Source organism: Klebsiella sp. F11 (assembly GCF_056712265.1).
Map to the genome: position 1 here is coordinate 976,113 of NZ_CM160060.1, position 19,751 is coordinate 995,863.

A 19,751-nucleotide genomic window follows, 5' to 3' on the forward strand; every position below is an offset into this window, starting at 1 on the left:
AGGGCGGGGCCATGGATTATGCGCGTATGCTATAGTTTTAGGCTTCTCTGTGGATGAGAAGGCGTTTAATCACCCCATCACGACAGGAAATGTAATTTGCCTCAACCCCCGGAACGGTCGAAGCGTCGGACCGCATTTATTGCGGATACCGTGGCGCTGATCCTCTTTTTCACGACAACCGGCATCATTAACGGGTAATGCCTCTAATTAGTTGAATGATGTATAATGCCCGCTTTTGAGGTTTTCTCATGGCCAGCGTTAACGTTCATTGTCCCCGTTGTCAGTCTGCTCAGGTTTATCGCCATGGTCAGAACCCTAAAGGCCGTGACAGATTTCGCTGTCGTGACTGCCACCGCGTGTTTTTACTCACCTATACCTATGAAGCCCGTAAGCCGGGTGTCAAAGAGAAAATTACCGAAATGGCCTTCAACGGTGCCGGTGTTCGGGATACGGCAAGAACGCTAAAAATCGGCATTAACACCGTCATCCGCACTTTAAAAAACTCGCGCCGAAGCGAATAACATCCTCTCCGGTTGCCCATGCAGATGTGGCTCTTATCTGTGAACTCGATGAGCAATGGGGCTTTGTCGGCAGTAAAGCCCGGCAGCACTGGCTCTGGTATGCCTACAACACCAAAACAGGGGGCGTTCTGGCTTATACGTTCGGCCCCCGTAATGATGAGACATGTCAGGCGCTGCTGGCGTTATTGACCCCCTTCAGCATTGGCATGATAACGAGCGACGATTGGGGAAGCTACGCCAGAGAGGTGCCGAAGGAGATACATCTGACTGGTAAAATTTTCACACAGCGCATTGAGCGAAACAATCTGACGCTGCGAACCCGTATCAAGCGGCTGGCACGCAAAACAATATGTTTTTCACGTTCCATCGAATTGCACGAAAAAGTCATCGGCTCATTCATCGAGAAATACATGTTCTACTAATTGGAGGCATTACCGGAAAGCTGTTGCTTTCCCGCATATTCAACTCATGGACACTATTTCCAACATCGCCAGGAAAAGGCCGCGCAGCCTTGAAAGATCAGCCGGCTTCGCCGCGCAGCCGGTGACGGTAATGTTTCAGGACGACGTGTGTCACGATCTGTCCGTACATAAAGCCACCCAGCCCGGCCAGGATTACGGTGCCGGCAGTACCGAAAAAATGCGCTCCCACGCCGGCGAAGGCTCCGCAGAGGACGAGGCCGGCCCAGGTCTGCCAGTGACGGAAAGCTGATTTATATGCGCTACGCCACCTTCTCCCACGCTCCCTCAGGGGTAGGCCGGCCAGTTCGGGAATGCTTTTCAGGGTCCAGTAGATTTTCACGGTGTCGTCCTTTTTCCGTTGATTACGCAATGAAAAACATAACACACCCGACAGGAAATGTTTTATGTTCACCGCCACTTCTGATTTACTCCCTTGATGGTGCCGCGGAGGCCATCAAGTAACCGTACGTCAGCCGCGTCATCATGATGCTGACGGCCAAAGGAGTCCTCCGCTCGGGAAGCTATAATTTTCAGTGAAATGATCTGCCGGAAGAGCTTTCAGTTAGTGAAGGAACTCTGACTCGGGATGCAATAACGAGCGCGGCGCTTAGCATAATCAATCCTGCAGTAATGAACACACCAGTTATGCCGCTGAAGCCACATACCAGACCACCTACTGCGGCACCTGCGGCAATTGAGGACTGAACCGCCGCGACCACCATGCCTCCTGCACTCTCTGCCTCATCTGGCAGAGTGCGCGTAACCCAGTTTGACCACGCCACCGGCACGCCCCCAAATGCCAATCCCCATAGCATGACCAGCATCGCCAGCCCGACTATCGACATCGGAATTGTGATCATGCCCAGCGCTGCGACCCCCACCAGAACAGGCATGACGATGAGCGTCAGGCGCAGGCTGCGTTCCATCAACCAGCCTGCCGACAGCGTCCCGAAAAAGTTAGCAACTCCAAATCCGAGCAACATTAGCGCCAGCTCATCACCTTCAATATGAGCGAGACCTTCCAGCGCAGGTCGTATATATGTAAAAAGCGCATACTGCCCGGTGTGTGCCAGCACGCAGCCAAGCATGCCCAAAGCAACACCTGGCCGCTGTAGCAGGACGTATACCGATGATGTTTTGCTACGAACAATTGGCGCCATGCCGGGCAGCGTGAACCACTGAAAAACTAACGTGATCGCCCCAACTCCGGCGGCGGCAAGAAAGGCGCTACGCCAGCCAAAAAGCCCGCCCAGATAACTACCCAGCGGTACAGCAACAACAGTGCCTACCGCTATGCCACTAAAAATAATCGACAGCGCGCGCGGAACCAGCGTCTCCGGCACCAGTCGCATCGCTACCGCCGCCGCCATGCTCCAGAATCCACCCAGCGCAATCCCCAGCAGCACCCGCATTGTCAACAGCATTCCAATGTTCCATGCAAGTGCCACCATCAGGTTTGAAACGATCATCAGCACAGTGAAGCTGAGCAGTACGGTGCGCCTGTCCAGCATGCGCGTTAATCGAGGCACCAGTAGTCCGGCAAATAATGCTATTATCGCCGTAACCGTAACTGCCTGACCGGCCATCGATTCCGATACGTCCAAATCCTGCGCCAATGGAGTTAATAAACTTGCAGGCAGATACTCAGCGGTCAGCAAGCCAAAAACCCCCAAGGTCAATGAAAATACCGCCCGCCAGGCGGGTTTATCGTTGTTCAATTCAGCTTTACAGGCTGTTACACACGCTTCATTAGTCATCACTGCTTTTCCTGACAAATTGTATGAAAAAGCGAAGTCTATGCAACCGGGCCTGGATGATCTATGCTCTAAAAACCTCTTTTTTTAACCCAAAACCCGAATATGTCAGAGTCATCCTCCTTTGCACTCTCATCTACGCTCATCAGCGAACTGCTATCCGGTCTGCGGCTTAAAGGCGTGCAGTATCGCCGAATTCAGACAGGCCATACTTTTGGTTTGAAATTCACCAGTCGGCCTGGTCATACTTACCTGCACTATGTCGCCGTGGGGGATGTGGTGCTTCAAACAGCAAATGGCAATTGTCTTGCGCTTTCCGCCGGGGAGGCGGTATTTATTCCGCACGGCGGCGAGCACCAGCTGTTGTCGGCAACCGCCGTTGACGTGCTGGATATCGATGATTTTGAGGCGGCCCCCCTTGATGAAAATGTGAGTGGGCTTGATACCTGTCCCAGTACCCAGGAAACGCCAGGCGCCATCCTGTTTTTTGGTTGTATGGAGATCGATTTAGGGAGCATGCAAAGGCTGGCTGGTGTGATGCCTGAAATCATGCTTGCCGATGCGAATGGCACGAACTGGCCGGGGCTTATGCATATACTTGATGCGATGAAGAGTGAGATATGTTCCGGACGTGTAGGCTATGCTGGCATTCTCGCCAGGCTGGCTGATGTGGTTGCCGCAATGTTTATCAGAGGCTGGGTGGAAAGCGGTTGCGATAATAGCCCTGGACTGGCGGCAGCCCTGCGTGATCCGCGCCTGGCTCGCGCCATCCTGGCGATTCACCGCGAACCGAACCGGGACTGGAGCGTGGCCGAACTCGCCGCCGAATCGCATATCTCCCGATCTGCATTCGCAGAGCGGTTTCAGGCAACGATCGGCATACCACCGCTGCGCTATGCAACTGAAGTGCGGATGTACCTGGCTGTTCGCTGGTTGTCGTCAGAGAAAATCACCGTCGACGTCGCATCGCAACGCTTGGGATACTCCTCGCAAGCAGCCTTCAGCCGGGCCTTTAAACGCGTGACGGGCAAGTCTCCCGGGGCCATGCGCATGATTCGATAATCTCTGTCGGCTCTCTGATAATTGCGGCCAAAACAGCGCTGAAGGCGGAATCAGAGGTAAATGACAATTGACGTTAGCTCCTCGCTCTCAACTGACCAACAGCACAGGCATCCGCTTCGTACCCGGAGCGGATGCGAGCAGATATTACAGAACAAGGGTCAGGCCAATATTGAATACGCTATTAAGTCAGCGAACTCTCAGTAAGGAAAAAGTTCGCTGCACGCTCGTTTGAATGGCGGTCTGGGGGGAGTAAGGATATCTACAAATCAAAGACATGCTTCGGAAACTGCGTAGCTATCCTCGAACATGCGAAAACGGGTAATAAGACCATCTTCAATGTGCATATCGAGTACAAACTCGGTTTCAATCAGCTTGTTCGTTTTTTTAACGCGTGATGCAAGCTCACCGATAGCCACTACATGCTTATCTTTGATAAGAATATCTTTGATTTCAAAATGTTCTGATGAAATCTGCGATCGGATTTGCGCATAGAATTCTGCTGCACCTTTTCTGCCGTGTTTGCGGCCAATCCAGGGAACTACCTGAGTATTTCCGGCGACCAGCCAGTCTACATTTTCACTAACCAATTCAGCTATTTCATTCACATCTTCTGCTGTGGCTATACGATGAAAAAAAGCTTCCGTTACTGCCTGCGGTGTTTGAATTGTCATAGCTTGCCAATCTCAGTAATCGTCGTTAAGGGTCTTTAGATTAATTGATTGCCTTAAAAATCACCTTATCCTACGGTGCCGTTAAGTGATGCAATTGAGAGCGGTTGGCACGTTACTCATTCTTATGGCTGCATTCGCAATACGATCTGCCGGTTTATCTACCTGGCATGCTTTTACTTGATGTAGCCCCCTGAAACACCGGACAGTAGCTGTATCTCCAGATAAGAGATAGGCTTAAATATATGTCTAACAACCATGTTAATTTTGAGATGACCGGGATCCTGTTAGGGCAAGAAGCCCGTAAGCGTAAGACTCCGCAAGAGAAAATTGCCATCATCCAGCAAACAATGGAGCCGGGTATGAATGTCTCCCACGTTGCTCGTCTGCACGGTATTCAGCCCAGTCTGCTGTTTAAATGGAAGAAGCAATATCAGGAAGGTAGCCTCACCGCCGTTGCGGCCGGAGAGGAAGTGGTTCCGGCTTCGGAGCTGGCGACTGCACTCAAACAGGTCCGGGAACTACAGCGTCTCCTGGGTAAGAAGACGATGGAAGTTGAGATCCTCAAAGAAGCGGTGGAGTACGGCCAGTCGCGAAAATGGATAGCGCACGCGCCCTTGTTGCCAAAGGACGGGGAATAGCTCTGGTTAGTCGCACCATGAGCGTGTCGCGTGCGCAGTTATCACTGCGGGTGAGCCGCTCTGCCGACTGGCAGGACAGGCGCAGCAACCGGCGTAATGACGAAGCTGATGCAGAGATACTGTCGGAGATCCTCGGCATCATCAGCGACATGCCCAGCTACGGTTACCGGCGGGTGTGGGGTATCCTGCGTAAGCAACGCCGTGTAGAGGGACTTCCACCGGTGAACGCCAAACGGCTTTACAGGATAATGAGCGAACATAATCTGCTGTTGTTGCGTGATAAACCAGAGCGTCCGAAGCGGGAGCATAAAGGCAAAATCGCGGTAGCGGAAAGCGATATGCGCTGGTGTTCAGACGGCTTCGAGTTCGGTTGTGACAACGGCGAGAAGCTTCGGGTGACGTTCGCACTGGACTGTTGCGACCGGGAGGCCATAGACTGGGCAGCGAGCACGGGAGGCTACGACAGTTCAACGGTACAGGATGTGATGCTGAGGTCAGTGGAAAGGCGCTTCGGTAGCACGCTGCCGGGTAAACCAGTGCAGTGGCTGACAGATAACGGTTCAGCGTACACCGCGCATGAAACGAAGAAGTTCGCGCGAGAACTGAATCTGGAGCCGTGTACAACAGCGGTGAGCAGCCCACAAAGTAACGGCATGGCCGAACGGTTCGTGAAAACGATGAAGGAAGATTACATCGCGTTCATGCCAAAACCAGATGTGGGAACAGCGCTACAGAACCTTGCAGCGGCGTTCAATCACTAGAATGAAAATCACCCGCACAGTGCGCTGGGATATCACTCTCCGAGAGAGTACCGGCGGCAGCGGGCATCGTTAACTTAAGATACAAAAGCTGTCCGGAGATGGCGGGTCAAGATCACCGATAGTTTTCCTCAGATCGATCGCGAATGCTTTGTTATAGAAGGTGTTAATCTTCAGCGTTTTATGGGCATACTCGGTGCCGGTTTACCCAACGAAGAACGCCTTAAACTAGGTACTTTCGTGGCGGATCGGAGTGCTGAGGCTATTGCTAGTGGGGATAGATTTTTCCAGAGGCATGCGGCCATCCTAGGAAGTACTGGTTCAGGTAAGAGTTGGGCTGTAGCCCTAATACTAGAGCGAGCAGCTAAACTTAAATATCCGAATATCGTTGTGTTCGATATGCATGGTGAGTACGCCACACTTGCTGACAAAACCAAAGGAGGTTACGCACAACGATTCCGTATCGCCGGACCAGGAGACCTTACTGCACCTAAAGATGATGCACTATTTCTGCCGTATTGGTTACTGAATCGAGATGAAATGTTGTCGATGATTCTTGACCGTAGCGATCAGAATGCCCCAAACCAGGCCTCTCGTTTCACTCTTCATGTTCGGGATCTTAAAGGCGCAACTCTGGACTCATCTGGTAAGCCGAAAGTCAAAGAGACATTCACTGTAGACTCACCAATACCTTACGCTATTTCTGATTTAGTTGCTCTTTTAACCAAGGATAATATAACGAAGGGTGTCGGGAAAAACGGAGCTGCTGTAAAGGGGGACTGGGAAGACAAGCTGACACGTTTTCTTTCTAGGCTGGAAGCAAAACTTGATGATCGCCGATATGGTTTTATGTTTTCCCCACCTCCTGAAGCTCTCGATTATGGATGGCTTGCCAAACAGATTATAAAACTACTTCGAGCTGATTCTGGTAACGGTATTAAAATTTCGATTTCTCTGAAGTTCCTGCTGATGTCCTGCCAGTAGTGACAGGAACGCTAGCCCGACTACTCTATGATATTCAGTTCTGGATGAACGCAAATTCTCGTACGCCAATCACTTTACGGTAATGCCTCCAATCAGTAGAACATGTACTTTTCGATGAAGGCACCGATGACCTTTTCGTGCAATTCGATGGAACGTGAAAAACATATTGTTTTGCGTGCCAGCCGCTTGATACGGGTTCGCAGCGTCAGATTGTTTCGCTCAATGCGCTGTGTGAAAATTTTACCAGTCAGATGTATCTCCTTCGGCACCTCTCTGGCATAACTGCCCCAGTTATCGCTGGTAATCATGCCGATGCTAAAGGGCGTCAACAGGGCCAACAGTTCCCGACATGTCTCATCGGTACGTGGGCCGAAAGTATAAGCCAGTACGCCACCCGTTTTGGTATTGTAAGCATACCAGAGCCAGTGCTGCCGGGCTTTACTGCCAACAAAGCCCCACTGCTCATCAAGCTCGCAGATGAGTGCCACATCGGCATGAGCGACAGGAGAAGCGGTTATCCGGGACGGCGAGAGCTTTTTAATGTCCGTATGACGGTATTGATACCGACCTTAAGAACTCTGGCGGTATCGCGGACGCCGGCACCGTTGTGTGCCAGTTCAACTATCTGTTCTTTTACACCGGGTTTTCTGGCTTCATAGGTATAAGCCAGCTGAAAAACGCGGCGACATGACCGGCAACGAAAGCGCTCGTGCCCGGAACAGCTGTGCCCATGGCGATAAACAGAATCGGAATGGCAACGAGGACAATGAACAGTAACGGTAGCCATAGAAAGCCCTAAATACCAGTAGCATATCATGGTTTTCTATCGATTGAAGGCATTACCACCTTGGCTAACCTATAATGCTAGACATGTATAATGGACTGGATTTTATCTCTCTGACGCTGGCTGAATGGACAGAGATACATGTGTAAGTATCCCGGCAAAACGAACCATTCACTTTAACAGATATGTCAATTTCTGTTTATCGCTCATAGCTGCCCTTTAGTGTTGTCGTTCATCTCGTTGCCTGTACTCTGACTCGCCCCCCGTGTCCAGGGTATGGGCTGAGGTGTTCGACAGCCTGCCGTTCTCTCGGGGGGCAGGGGATACATACCATCAATACCGCTTTTGATGACAGAAAAATTGCGTGCTCTTATTAATAATGCAACGTTACATGAAGTTATATTATTTCCTGAATCAACTTCGCAATAATCAAAACTGTCCATGCAATATATACTGTGTTTTTATTCAGTGCGATATAATGAAGCCAGATAAAATTTCGCTTGTCATAATGGAAGGATGGAATAAACAGGGAGATTTTTAAAGAGCGCGGAAAGAAGGTGTACCACCACCTTCTTTCCGCTAACCACAGACAACTAAGCCGGAGTTGAATATGGCTGAGCAGAATTTTAAGCCAGAAAGTGCTATTGCCAAAATAGAATCTGATGAATCAGAAACCAGTAGCGAAAATTGCGAGCTGCTACGTAAAAAATCCGTTAAGCACTTGCAGAATAGATCCACAACGGAGTCATCACAACCGCTTAACCGCACGGAGTTTTATGACCGTATGCGGCATGACTATATCCCGCTCCAGGGTGACTGGCTTTCGCAGGCCGGATTTACGCCGGGTATGCCGGTAAAAATCAGAGTGATGCCAGATTGCATTGTGATCACCGCCCAGAACAGCCGGGAGCTGTTCGGCTGTGCCGAAGGGTTAAGCGCGGCTCATTTCAGCAAGAAGAAAATGGACTTGTGGATCAAGACGTTTCCCGGTGCGCTTAATGATACCGGTGACCTGCCGGTCATCCGGCGGGAGAAGCCACGCTATGATTGCCTGAAGCGAAGCCGTGACTGACCCTTAAGGTAAAATCCCGGCTCAGGCGCCGGGATTTATGTGAAGATCAATCAGGATCTGAAGGAGGCGATTTGCGGGCTTTGCGTTCATCTAGTTTGGCGAAGAGCCATGAACCCAGACCTCCCGCGGTGCCCGCGATAATACTTACAACGATGATGTCTTTGATGACTTCTCGCGTTAAATTCACCTTACCATCAAAAATTAAGTCGATAGCAACGCTAGCGATAAAGAAAAAAACAAAACAACAAACAATAAGGTAAATAACATTTAAAAACAAAAGGCTTAAAGTTATTCTCTTATTTTTCATCATGATTAGCATCCTTTTCATTTATTTTATCTTTTATTTTATTACCAATAAATTCACCACCAACAGAACCAATAATATCACTCACGAAGCCAGAGCCTGGGCCTAAAGCCGGTTCCAGGACAGAGGGCGCGATCGAACTAACTGCGGTACCGAATGCCCAACCAGCTCCTGTACCTGTTAAAGCGCCACTGTCAGGCCCGTCAGTAAATAGAGTTCCACCTGCAGCGATCCCTGCGTTCTGCCATATGCCACGCCCAGGAGCCAGAGCTCCGGTAATCCCCGCAGAAATACTTCCCTTATAATCCCATGTCTTTTGTTGATTTTCTGGCAAGCCCTGATTCTTCTCGCTGTTTATATCGAACCACTGATACGTTCCGTTAGCAATTTCTGCGATTGCTGCGCCACCTACAACTTTACCGATCGACGCCGCTGGTCCTAAATACGCGGCTCCCGCAATCAGTACCCCATCCTTATAGCCATCCACAATCACTTTTGTGATGTTAGCACCTTCAGGCAGGTCACCTTTAGCCAGTTTATCCAGTCCAGCCTGTGTCTGCTCCGGCGTCAGGTTTTTATCTACTGCATACTGATTCCAGGAAGCTGCTGCAGCGCCATAGTCATTCAGCCCGGATGGCAGGCTGAACATATCATTGTTCTCTGATGTGTTCTTACCGGCCTGGCCGCCTGCCACTGCACCGCTTGTATCTCCCCCGGCGAGCCCGCCCGCCAGACCGCTTGCCAGCGTGCTTAGCGCAGACACCGTTTGTTTTTGTGTTTCGCTCAGTTTGCTGAAATCATCTGTACCATATAGCGCTTTCGCTATCACTGATGTTCCGATAGCTGCCGTTGCGGCACCCGCAGCGCCTGCTGCTGCACTGTTTCCCTGTAATTCAGCCGCAACCCCGGCCATGACGGCATGAGCCATTACCCGGCTGGTTTCATTCGGTGAGTATTGCTTAATAACCTCCGCCACATACGGCGCTGCGCCGCCGGCCAGAGCGGCCTTCAGGTCCCCTCCCGCCAGGCCCTGCACGGCGGCAGTAGCCGCCTGAATCGCCTGCTGGACGCTGCTCCCGGTGCCCCATTGCTGCTGCGCGGCCTTATAGCCTTCGGTAGCGGCCAGCTGAGCGTTATATCTCTCCCAGGCCTCCTTGCTGGCGCCTTTTTCCGGCTCGTTGATCTTTTCCTTCGCCAGCTCGGCCTTACCTGCGTTGATGGCGTTAATCTGTCCCTCGGTGCGCGCAATATCCGCCACCTGGTTGCCAATCTCGCCGATCAGTTGGGTCTGCTGGAGGCGCTGCTGCTCCTTCTCCTTATCGAAGATCGGCGACAGGGTCTGGTTGGCATGCTCCACGTCGCGGCTGAGGTTCGCCACGTCCTGCTGTTGCTTACCCTTATCCCGCACGATGATGCCGCCGTCGCTGACCGCCGCGTGGGTGGTGCTGCTGTCGTGGCCTTCGTTGTTCCCGCCGGTCAGCAGGCCGTTGGCCATATTGCCGGCAAACTGGCTGCCGATGCTGCCGCCGATGCTGCCGCCGGTGCTGAAGCCGACGCTCTGGTGTTCGGTTTTAAAATCGGCGCGGTTGTCGATATCGCCCCAGCCCAGCGTGCCGGTATCCAGCCTGTTCTTGTCCGCCGTCGCCGTCGAGCCAATCACCGCTCCATCCAGCCGGGTATGCTCGCCGACGGTGATGTCATAGCCGCCTTTGCCGGCAAAGATGCCCGTCTGCTCCACCACGGAGTCGTAGTTGCTGTGCATCTTGTCCTTGCTGAGGTTGACGCTGGCGGAGCCGCTCATGGAGCCGAAGGTGAAGCTGCCCCCGGCGCTGGCGTTCTGCTGTTTTGAGTCGTAGCGGTCGCTGTCCTGCTCGGAGGTGAGGGTCAGGTTGCGGCCGATATCGGCGATAACCGTGTCGCCGCTGACCTGGGCGCCGGTGAGGGTGGTGTCGCGTCCGCTGTTGAGGATGAGGTTGTTGCCGGCATCGACGGTGGTTTCGCTGTGGGTGGTGCCGTTGCCGCTTTCGCTGCCTTTGCCCTTGTTGACGCTGGCGGAGACGCTGATCCCCCAGCCGCCGGAGCCCACGCCAATCCCGACGCCGACCGTGCCGCCTTTGCTTTCGTTTTTGCCTTCAAGCAGCGAGGTGTTTTCAGCAGAGAGCAGGTTCAGGTCGCGGCTGGCGGAGAGGGCCACGTCGTTGCCCGCCTTCAGCTGGCTGCCGACCGCGTTCAGGTCGCCTTCGCGGGCGGTGATGCTGAGGTCGCGCCCCGCCGTCAGGCTGCTGCCCTGGGCGGTGGTCTGCTCGCTGCGCTGGGTCGATTTCGACGACTGGCTGCCGTAAGAGAGGCTGACGCCAACGGTATTGTTGTTGGTCGGATCGTTGCCCTGCGCCGCATCCAGACGCGCGGCCTGGCCAGCCTGCACGCCGGAGAGGGCCGCCTTCACCCCCTGCAGAGCCTGCAGGCGGCTGCTGCCGGCGGATTTAGCGTCCTGGGTGGCCTGCACCACGCTGTTGAGGGCGCTGCCCGCCGCGCCGGAGAGGGCCAGGGTCAGGCCGGAGGTTTTCTGTTCGACCACGTGGGTCTGCTGACTCTGGTTTTCGGCGGCGGTAATGGCGACGTTTTTGCCGCTCAGGGCCATGTCCTGGCCGGCGATCAGATCGGAGCCGTTGACCGTCAGGTTGCCGCCCGCGCGCAGCGTCAGGTCGCCGTTCACGCTGCCGACGGTGCTGCCCGCCCGGGTAACATCCGCCCCGGTATCGGTGGTTTTCACGCTTTGGGTGCCGTAGCTGAAACCGATCCCGCCGGAGCTCATTAGCCCCGATTTTTTCTCCTGCTTCAGGTGCTGCTCGCTGTTGTACTCATCCTGGGTGTCGATCCGCAGGTCGTTGCCCGCCCGCAGGGCCACGTCGCCGCTGCCGGCCACGCTGCTGCCGCGCACGGTGAGGTCGTTGCCGGCGGTGATGCCGACGCTGTCGCCGTTCAGCTCGCTGCCCTGGGCCGTCTGCCGCGACACGCTGTCCTCGGTGCGGGTGGTGGTTTTGGACAGCCAGCCGCTGCTGCCGGTGACCTTGTGGCGTTCGTCCAGGTCCTGGCTGTTTTCGCCCGCCGCGAGGGTGACGTTGTTGCCTGCGCCTAGGTTCAGCGCCGCGCCGGAGGAGAGGAGGGCGCCGTGGGCGCTGAGGTCGTGCCCGGCGCTCAGCGTGACGCTGCCTTTGCCGGTCACTTCGCTGCCGGTGCTGCTGCTCTGGCTCTGGCTGAGGGCGTTGTCGGCATCCCACACCAGATTATCGCGCCAGGCGGTGGTGACGTCGTTGAGCTGGATATCGCGCCTGGCCACCATCTGGACCTCGCCGCGTTCGCCGCTGGCGACCACCTGGGCGCCGCTGAGGGTGATATCGCGGCCAGAGTGCAGCGTCAGCCTGCCGTCGTCGCCCTGGACATAAATGCCGGAGACGCTGTCGATGGTGGTGCGGCTGAAGCGGTTATCGCCGCTGACGCTCCGGGCGTCGGCGAGGGTGGTGGTGGCGTTGATGTCCCGTCCGGCCACCGCCTGCAGGCTGCTGTCGCCCTGGATGATGCCGCCGATGTTATTGATATCGTTGCGGGCGTTCAGGCGTACGTCGTCGCCGAGCAGGGTGCCCGCCCGGTTGGTGATATTGTCGGCGTCAAGCTGTAGGACGCGGCGGCCGTTAAGGGTGCCGCTGTTGAAGAGGTCGCCGTTGAGTTTGATGCTGACGTTATTCCCGGCGAGCAGCGCGCCGGAGCCGTCGATGTCGCCCGGTTTGACTTTGGCGTAGACCTGCGGCACCAGCACGCTCTGCAGCGAGCCATCCGGCATCTTCACGGTGGTATTCACCAGCCAGACGATATCGCCGGTCAGCAGCGCCATCTGCTCGGGGGTCAGCGCCACGCCGCTCTTCAGCGCGTACTGTTTGCCGAAGGTGATGCCATGATCCATCAAGGCTTTAAACTGCTCTTCGTCGCTGGTGTAGCCGTCAAGGTAGCGCTGGCCGGTCAGGGCGACCACCTGCTCGCGGATCAGCCGCTGCTCGTAGTAGCCGTCTCCCAGCCGTTTCAGCGTCGTGTCGCCGTTGCCGGCCAGCGCCTGCTGCATGTAGTCGCTGCCGAGCCACTGCTTCTGGTTGGTGAAGCGCGGATCGGTCTCCACCAGATACGGCACGTCGGCGGCGGGATTGACCGTAAACAGGCTGTTATCCGGCAGGGTGGTATTCGGGCCGACGATGCGAATCGCCCCTTCCGCGGGCGTGACCTCAAACTGCTGGCCCGCCGGCGGCGTGACCGGCTCGCCGGGCGAGACGGTGTGCTGACCGGCGACGGCACCCGCGATGCCGATCGCCGCCGCCGTGCCCTGCGGGGTCAGCGGCGCGATGGTGAGCGACGTACCCTCGACGCTGCCGCCGCTGATGAGCTGCCCCGGCTTCAGGGAGATGCTCTGAATTTCGGTCGGCGGCGTATATGCGGTACGGTCGCGGCCCTGCTCGTCGCCCCCTTTATGGCGAATACGGTAGTAGTGGGTGGCGGTACCGACGTCGGTGGTCCGGCGCTCGCCCGTTACGTCGTCGTTTTTCACCTCCCGCAGGCCGGCGATCGCCAGGGTACCGCCGGCGATGACCTGGCTTTTATCGTTCAGCAGGCGGTCGCCGGTGAGCGTTATATTGCCGCCGGCGAGGATCTTCGCCGGGTCGGATTCGAGGATCCGCGTCTCTTCCACCGTGCGGGTATAGTCGAACTGGTTGAAGCTGTCGTTATTGCTGCCGGTGTCATCCGGGGTATTCAGGTTGCGCAGGCCGTCGGCGGAGTTACCGTCGACAAACACGCCGTCGTCCGCGGCGTTCCAGCGGTTGGGGGAGCCGGTGTGCTGATATTCGGTTACCTGTTCCTGAGAAACGGTGACGATCCCGGTGGTGAAGCGATCGTTGATGTTGTTGATCTGCCCGGCGGCGATCGTCATATCCCCGGCGGATTCGATCGTCGCGCTGTGGTTATCGATCGTTCCCGCCCGGCCGATCGCGGCGCCGTTATCCCCCAGCGTACCGCCAATCAGCAGATCGCCGCCGCTGTAGATCAGCCCGTGATCGCGGTTGTTCAGGGTCTGTACCCCGAGGTCGACGCGCTCGCGCCCGGCAAGGGTCGCCGCCGTGCCGTTTTCCGCCAGGTTGTTGAAGGTGACGGCATTGACGCCAATGGCGTTGCCGTAGATGCGCCCGCTGCCGCTGTTGGTGAGGGTTCCGGCGTTAATTCGCGTATAGCCGCCGTCGATCAGCCCGGCGTTGAACAGCGTGTCGCTGACGTTAAGCGTGTTTTGTCCGGCGTTAATTTCGCCGCTGGCGCCGTTGCTCAGGCTGCGGCTGGTGATGTCGAGTCTGCTGCCCGCCAGCAGCTTACCGCCGTTGGTGATATCTCCCGCGGAGGCGAGCGTGAAGCTGCCGTTGGCCACCATCGTCCCGCTGTTATTCAGCGACCGGCGGCTGCTCAGGGACATATCGCCGAGCGACAGCAGCTGGCCGCCGCCGTCGAGACTGTCCGCGTCGATGCGCAGCATCTCGCCGGCTTTTACGGTGCCGCCCTGGTTTAGCAGCGCCAGCCCGTCGCCGCGAATATCTACCGTCCCGGAGGCCGCCAGCCCGCCGCTGCGGTTGTCGAGCTCGCCGTCGTTGCGCACCGTCAGCGATTTATCGGCCAGGATCATCCCGCTCTGGTTATCGAGCGCCTCGGTGGCGAGCGCGATGTTCTGCGCCTCCAGCCCCTGATTGTCGCCGAGGGTGTTGTGGTTGATAAGCCGGGCGGCGGCGAGCGTGAGCGTCGCGCCGCTACGCATCAGCCCGGAAATATTGTCCACGATGCCGCGGGCGCTATCGATCAGCAGATCGCCGACGCTCTGGATCTCTCCGCCGCCGTTGTGCAACTGCCGGCTGCGCAGGGTGGCGGCTGCGCTGCTGATGATGCTGCCGCTGCGGTTGCTGATGTCGTCCGCGGCGAGCGTCAGGCTCCCGCCGCTCTGGATCAGGCCGCTGCTATCGTTGACCAGCTGCCCGCCGTTAACGCTCAGCGCCCGCTGCGCCGCCAGCTGGCCGCCCTGGTTGTCCAGCCGGTCGGCGCGGAGCAGGACGTCCGCGTTGCTAAACAGGGTGCCCTGGCGGTTGTCGAGGGCGCTGACGCCAACGTCGAGCGCGCCGCCCGCGCCGACGATCCCGCCAGCGTTATCCAGCGTGCCGCCGCTCAGCGTCATCGCGCCCAGCGCCTTCAGGCTGCCCTCGTGGTTCAGGAAGGTGCTGAAGCTGGCGTTCAGCGCCTGCTCCGCGGCGAACTGACCGGCACGGTTATCAACATCGCCCCCTTTGAAGGTGAGCGTCCCGCCGCTGGCGAGGTAGCCGAACTGGTTATCGAGCGCGCCGCTGCGAATAGCCAGCGCGCTGTGCGAGTACAGCGATCCGAACCGGTTGTTGAAGGTGCCGTCGGCGAGCGCCAGCGTGGCCCCGTCGGCGACGATAACCCCCTGCTGGTTATCCAGCCCGGCGGCGCTGATGGTCTGCGTTTTGGCCGCTTCGATGCGGCCCTTACTGTTGCTAACCGTCTGCGCGCTGCGGATCTCGCCGCTGCCGGTGGCGGCGGAGATCAGCCCCTCGCTATTGTTGAGATCCCCGGCATTGATCCGGTTATCGCCCGCCGCGGCGAGGGTGCCCAGGCGGTTATCCAGCGTCGCCCGGGTCTGCGCCGTCAGGCTGCCGCCCTGCGCCGCCAGTACTTTCCCGCTGCGGTTATCGACGGCGTGCGCCGCGAGCTGAATATCGCCGTTGGCGGCAATTTCACCTTCCCGGTTATCGATATCGCCCGGCAGATTAACCGCCAGGGCGCCGCCGCCGGTCTGCACCAGCTTGCCTTTGCGGTTCGAAAGATGCTGCGCGGAGAGGGTTATCGCGTCGGCGCTGAGCGTGCCGCCGTCGTTGTTGAGCGTTTGGCCGCTGCGCAGGGTCAGATCCCGGGCGCTGACCCCGGCGTTTTGCGTCAGCAGGTGGCCCGCGCCGCTGTCCAGCTCGACCCGCTGGCCCTGGGTCTGGCTGCCGCTGACGTCTACGCCCTGGCCGCTGGCGTGCAGGTTTCCGCCGGCCAGCGTCTGGCCGTGGACGCTCAGCTGGCCGTCGGCGTGCAGCCGCAGGTCGCCGCTCTCCGCCAGCTTGCCGTCATTTTGCACTCCGGCGGCCAGCACGCTGCCGCGGCTGCCGGTGAGGCTGGCCGCCTGAATGTCCACGTTATGGCCGGCGGTCAGCGCGCCGTCGTTGCTGAACTCGCCAGCGGTGCGGACGGTTGCGTCTTCGCTGGCGCGCAGCGTGCCGCTGTTTTCAATGCGGCCGTCGGCGGTCAGGCTCACGCTCCCGGCCTGGGCGCCGATGGCGCCGGCGTTACGCACACCGACGCCGCTTTCGGTGCCGACCATGCGGATTTTACCCGCGTACATGCCGCCGAGGCTGGCGACATCCACCGCCAGCTGCGGGCGGATGGCCGGATCGTCGCCGGTTTTTTCGATACGCTGGTGGGCGGCATCTACCCGGTTGCGCCCGGTGGTGACCCGCAGATCCTTGGCCCACAGCCCGGCGTTAACCTTCACCGAGCGGGCAATAATATCGGTGTAGTCGGCCCCCGAGCTGTCCATTCCGGCGCCTTCAATGGCCACTTCGCCGCGTTCGACCTGATAGCCGGTGAGATTGCCGTTGTTGAGCTGCGCCTGGCCGGTGGTCAGGGTGGCGCGGTTGGCGTTGATAAAGCCGCAGCCGTTACAGGTAATGCCGGATGGGTTGGCGATCACCACCTGGGCCTTTTTGCCGGCCACTTCAATCATTCCGTTCAGCCGGCTGGGGTCGCGCGAGTTGACCTCGTTAAGAATGACCTTCGCTTCGCCTTTCGCCAGCCAGGGGTTCCCCGCCACCATGCCGCCCAGCTGGGTCTGCACGTTTTTATGCGAGTTATTGAGGATCGCCCCCTGCTGGTTGACGTCGAACTGGCTGTAGGTATTGCGCGATACCCCGGCGGCCGACGGGGTCTGAATATTGACCTGCGGCGTGCCGTTGGCGCTCTGCATCACCGTTGGCTGCTGGTTTTTCGGCGCGCCGGCGTCGGCGACGATATTGGCCTGCGCCGGGTGAATTACCCCCATCGCCAGCCACAGGGCGAAGCTGATGGCGCTGATTTTGCCGTGCAGCCGGCGCGGGAGGCTTACCGGCGCGGAAGAACGCGCCGAGCCGGCGCGGCCGGAGCGGGCGATGTCCGCCACCACCATCAGCATGCCGCGCGCTTTGTTGAAAACAATACGGTAGAGGTTCTTATTCATGGTTTAGTCCTTTAAACGTTTCCGGCAGGTCGACGGCGAGCGGGTGAGCCCGCCGCCAGCTTCTGGCCTGTTCGCGGCTGACCCGGCGGCCGTGGAACATCACCACCCGCTTGCCGCGCTGTTCGCCGCGGTGATAGAGCGCCCGCGCGCAGTGGTCGGCAAAGACGTCCTGGCGCATCAGGGCGTTCATGGCGGCGGTGTGGCCGAATGGCGCGATCCAGTCGCAAAACCACATCCGATCGCCGCTGTTCCAGTCGGCCTCCGGCATCTCAATCGCCGGACGGGTGAGGTAGCGGGCTTCCGACTCCTGGTTAAGCCACGCCCAGCTAAGAAAAAACGCCGGCCGGTCGTTCTCGACTACCAGCACATACTGGCGGCGCTTGATAATCGGCAGCAGCAGCGTGGGCAGAGCGTGCAGCGGGGCGTCGCGGTGCATTGGCGAATGCATCCATAGCCAGACGCTGGCCCCCAGCACTTCGGCTTCGTTGTCCACGCCGCCGAAGATCAGCGGCGCCTTAATGTCGTATTGTCCAATGCGCATCACCAGCTCCAGTTCAGGTTGAAGCCAAGAGTCACGGCGCTGGTATGGAATCCATCCGGCTTCGAGAATGGCGTGCCGGCGAACAGGTCATAGCCGGTGCTGAAGGCGCTGCCGCGCACGCCGATAACGCCGCCGGCCAGGTGTTGGCCGATCGGGTAATCAGCGCTGTAGCCGCCGACCTCACCGTAGTCCGCGCCGAGATAGAGCTCCTGGTTCTCCAGCGGCGTACGCCAGGCCAGATCGTTGCGCACGTACCAGCCGTGGCTGGCGCTGAGGGTGCGCTCGCCGTCGAATCCGCGCACCGTCCAGCGGTTGCCGATGGCGAACTGATCCTGCGGCGTCAGCGGGGTGTTGCTGATCTGGCGCAGATACTGCACGTTGTAGCGGAAATTCTCGCTGCCGATGGTAAAAGGCAGGTCGAGCTGGGCGTTGAGCTGGGTGATTTTGCTCAGCGCGGTGGCGTCGCCGACGTACTCTTCCGGCGCGGGCCGGGCGCCAAACCAGCGGGTGCCCCGCTGGTAGCTGGCGCCGAGGTCGAGGGTGGCCTGGCCGATATAGTGGCGATGCTGCAGTCCCACGCGCCAGGCCGCCGTCTGGCGACGCTGGACGCCCACTTCGGTATCGTCGATGTAGTTGCGGCTTTCGCGGGCCAGCACGTCGTAGGTGAAGGTCGTTTTCTGCGTCCCGCTGCGGTGCAGAACGCGGCTGAGCTGCACGTCGAGGTTTTTACTTCTGCCGCTGTAGCGGTAGTCGCCGTTCAGCCCGGCCACCGTCTGGTGATAGTCGTAGTCGCTGCCGGTGATCCCCAGCATCCAGTAGCCGTACGGCACGGAGTAGTGGGCGATGTAGTTGCGGCTTTTTTTGCCGCCGCTGTCGTCGAGATCGTGGCTGGCGGAGACGTAGAGCAAGTCGCTGAGCGAGAAGGGGTTATCCAGCGACAGCGTTACGCCGCCCTGATAGCGGCCGGTGGTTTCGGTGCCCGAGTCGTCCAGCGACAGCCCGAGGCGCCACGTCTTCGCCTGCTTACGCGTAATGACGATATCGCTCTCGCCGGGGTTCTCACCGGGGACAATTTCCATACTCGCCTCGACGGTGGGCAGGCGCTGGAGGTTTTCCAGCCCCTGTTCGATATCGCGCAGGTCGAGCAGATTGCCCTCATGGGCCGGAAAGGCGCTATACAGCCGGATATAGTCGTCGCTCTGCTCCGTTAGCCGCACCCGGCGCACGTAGCCCGGCACGATCGCCAGCTTCAGGGTGCCGCTTTTCAAATCCTGCGATGGGGCCAGCACGCGGGTGGTGATCCAGCCGCCGTCGACCAGCCGGTTTTGCAGGGTGCTCATCAGCAGGTTAATCCCTTTCCCGCCGAGGCAGCGCCCCTGCGCCTGGTCGGCGATGCGCTGCAGCGGCAGCCAGCGGGGGAGCGCTTCCTGACCGCTCAGCGCCACGCGCTGGATGGGAAAGCAGGGGGTTTCCGTCGGGAAGGGAATTTGGCCGAAGCCGGAAGAGGGCTCAGAGAGGCGTACGTCCGGGGTCGGCGGCGTCAGCTGCTGCTCCAGCGCCTTCTGACGCTGCTGCTGAATAATAAACTGGTCATCAGGGCCGGCGGCGTGGGCCGGCAGGAGAAAAAACAGGCCTGACGCTGAAGCGATCGCTTTGCAAATAGTAGCTTTGCGGCTCATTGGCATCCTTGCAATGTGAAAATGAACAAAATGTGATTTTGTGTAAAATTGTTCAATTTTTGTCAAGAAAAGGGAACCAGGCATATTCCGAAAAAGCGCGCCCCCTCTGCCGGGACGCAGGTGAGTGGAGGGTGGGGATCGGCATAAACCGCTGTGATTTCAGCAGGAAGCG

General features: G+C 58.0%; 12 protein-coding genes and 1 pseudogene. 6 read left to right on the plus strand and 7 right to left on the minus strand.

What is annotated here, in order from left to right:
* The first annotated feature begins 248 nt into the window (after window positions 1-248).
* Both AC1M2H_RS04955 and AC1M2H_RS04960 read left to right on the plus strand, forming a co-directional pair.
* A protein-coding gene (locus AC1M2H_RS04955) for an IS1 family transposase (protein WP_480148365.1) occupies window positions 249-943 on the plus strand; the annotation gives its coding sequence in 2 pieces (ribosomal slippage) (window positions 249-495 and window positions 495-943; 696 coding nt in all).
* Window positions 944-989: 46 nt separating this feature from the next.
* Window positions 990-1,232 (plus strand): hypothetical protein, encoded by a 243-nt coding sequence (locus tag AC1M2H_RS04960; protein WP_480150527.1) that lies wholly within the window; start codon window positions 990-992, stop codon window positions 1,230-1,232.
* A gap of 280 nt (window positions 1,233-1,512) precedes the next feature.
* On the opposite strand, the gene AC1M2H_RS04965 is transcribed toward AC1M2H_RS04960, so the two are convergent.
* Window positions 1,513-2,739: an MFS transporter gene (locus AC1M2H_RS04965; RefSeq protein WP_480150528.1), complete on the minus strand. Its 1,227-nt coding sequence runs from the start codon at window positions 2,737-2,739 to the stop codon at window positions 1,513-1,515.
* 102 nt (window positions 2,740-2,841) lie between these two features.
* On the opposite strand from AC1M2H_RS04965, the gene AC1M2H_RS04970 reads away from it, so the two are divergent.
* The gene (locus AC1M2H_RS04970; protein WP_480150529.1) at window positions 2,842-3,798 is read left to right on the plus strand and encodes an AraC family transcriptional regulator; all 957 of its coding nucleotides are present in this window, start codon (window positions 2,842-2,844) and stop codon (window positions 3,796-3,798) included.
* A 266-nt stretch (window positions 3,799-4,064) separates the two neighbouring features.
* Here AC1M2H_RS04970 and AC1M2H_RS04975 read toward each other — a convergent pair whose 3' ends face one another.
* Window positions 4,065-4,469, minus strand: coding sequence for a nuclear transport factor 2 family protein (locus AC1M2H_RS04975; RefSeq protein ID WP_480150530.1), 405 nt, complete (start codon window positions 4,467-4,469; stop codon window positions 4,065-4,067).
* Window positions 4,470-4,738: 269 nt separating this feature from the next.
* On the opposite strand from AC1M2H_RS04975, the pseudogene AC1M2H_RS04980 reads away from it, so the two are divergent.
* Both AC1M2H_RS04980 and AC1M2H_RS04985 read left to right on the plus strand, forming a co-directional pair.
* Window positions 4,739-5,946 (plus strand): annotated as a pseudogene (locus AC1M2H_RS04980) (IS3 family transposase).
* 102 nt (window positions 5,947-6,048) lie between these two features.
* Window positions 6,049-6,849, plus strand: a complete 801-nt coding sequence (locus AC1M2H_RS04985; RefSeq protein ID WP_480150531.1) for an ATP-binding protein — start codon at window positions 6,049-6,051, stop codon at window positions 6,847-6,849.
* Window positions 6,850-6,941: 92 nt separating this feature from the next.
* On the opposite strand, the gene AC1M2H_RS04990 is transcribed toward AC1M2H_RS04985, so the two are convergent.
* A protein-coding gene (locus AC1M2H_RS04990; protein ID WP_480147781.1) for an IS1 family transposase occupies window positions 6,942-7,636 on the minus strand; the annotation gives its coding sequence in 2 pieces (ribosomal slippage) (window positions 6,942-7,390 and window positions 7,390-7,636; 696 coding nt in all).
* A gap of 607 nt (window positions 7,637-8,243) precedes the next feature.
* On the opposite strand from AC1M2H_RS04990, the gene AC1M2H_RS04995 reads away from it, so the two are divergent.
* The gene (locus tag AC1M2H_RS04995; protein WP_480150532.1) at window positions 8,244-8,705 is read left to right on the plus strand and encodes a SymE family type I addiction module toxin; all 462 of its coding nucleotides are present in this window, start codon (window positions 8,244-8,246) and stop codon (window positions 8,703-8,705) included.
* 46 nt (window positions 8,706-8,751) lie between these two features.
* On the opposite strand, the gene AC1M2H_RS05000 is transcribed toward AC1M2H_RS04995, so the two are convergent.
* Genes AC1M2H_RS05000 through AC1M2H_RS05015 form a run of 4 tightly spaced genes read right to left on the minus strand, consistent with a single transcriptional unit; the run spans window position 8,752 to window position 19,579 of the window.
* Window positions 8,752-9,015 (minus strand): hypothetical protein, encoded by a 264-nt coding sequence (locus tag AC1M2H_RS05000; protein ID WP_227507601.1) that lies wholly within the window; start codon window positions 9,013-9,015, stop codon window positions 8,752-8,754.
* Entirely contained in the window at window positions 9,002-17,359 is an 8,358-nt protein-coding gene (locus AC1M2H_RS05005; RefSeq protein ID WP_480150533.1) for a hemagglutinin repeat-containing protein, read from the minus strand. Before AC1M2H_RS05005 ends, AC1M2H_RS05000 begins: the two co-directional genes overlap by 14 nt.
* Window positions 17,352-17,900, minus strand: a complete 549-nt coding sequence (locus AC1M2H_RS05010; RefSeq protein ID WP_480150534.1) for a toxin-activating lysine-acyltransferase — start codon at window positions 17,898-17,900, stop codon at window positions 17,352-17,354. Before AC1M2H_RS05010 ends, AC1M2H_RS05005 begins: the two co-directional genes overlap by 8 nt.
* Window positions 17,900-19,579, minus strand: a complete 1,680-nt coding sequence (locus AC1M2H_RS05015) for a ShlB/FhaC/HecB family hemolysin secretion/activation protein (RefSeq protein WP_480150535.1) — start codon at window positions 19,577-19,579, stop codon at window positions 17,900-17,902. The genes AC1M2H_RS05010 and AC1M2H_RS05015 overlap by 1 nt, the downstream gene beginning before the upstream one ends.
* Between the last annotated feature and the right edge of the window lie 172 nt (window positions 19,580-19,751).

Coding starts and splice junctions, on each gene's coding strand:
- AC1M2H_RS04960 (WP_480150527.1), top strand. CDS start 990: ATGGACACTATTTCCAACATCGCCAGGAAAAGGCCGCGCAGCCTTGAA.
- AC1M2H_RS04965 (WP_480150528.1), bottom strand. CDS start 2,739: ATGACTAATGAAGCGTGTGTAACAGCCTGTAAAGCTGAATTGAACAAC.
- AC1M2H_RS04970 (WP_480150529.1), top strand. CDS start 2,842: ATGTCAGAGTCATCCTCCTTTGCACTCTCATCTACGCTCATCAGCGAA.
- AC1M2H_RS04975 (WP_480150530.1), bottom strand. CDS start 4,469: ATGACAATTCAAACACCGCAGGCAGTAACGGAAGCTTTTTTTCATCGT.
- AC1M2H_RS04985 (WP_480150531.1), top strand. CDS start 6,049: ATGGGCATACTCGGTGCCGGTTTACCCAACGAAGAACGCCTTAAACTA.
- AC1M2H_RS04995 (WP_480150532.1), top strand. CDS start 8,244: ATGGCTGAGCAGAATTTTAAGCCAGAAAGTGCTATTGCCAAAATAGAA.
- AC1M2H_RS05000 (WP_227507601.1), bottom strand. CDS start 9,015: ATGATGAAAAATAAGAGAATAACTTTAAGCCTTTTGTTTTTAAATGTT.
- AC1M2H_RS05005 (WP_480150533.1), bottom strand. CDS start 17,359: ATGAATAAGAACCTCTACCGTATTGTTTTCAACAAAGCGCGCGGCATG.
- AC1M2H_RS05010 (WP_480150534.1), bottom strand. CDS start 17,900: ATGCGCATTGGACAATACGACATTAAGGCGCCGCTGATCTTCGGCGGC.
- AC1M2H_RS05015 (WP_480150535.1), bottom strand. CDS start 19,579: ATGAGCCGCAAAGCTACTATTTGCAAAGCGATCGCTTCAGCGTCAGGC.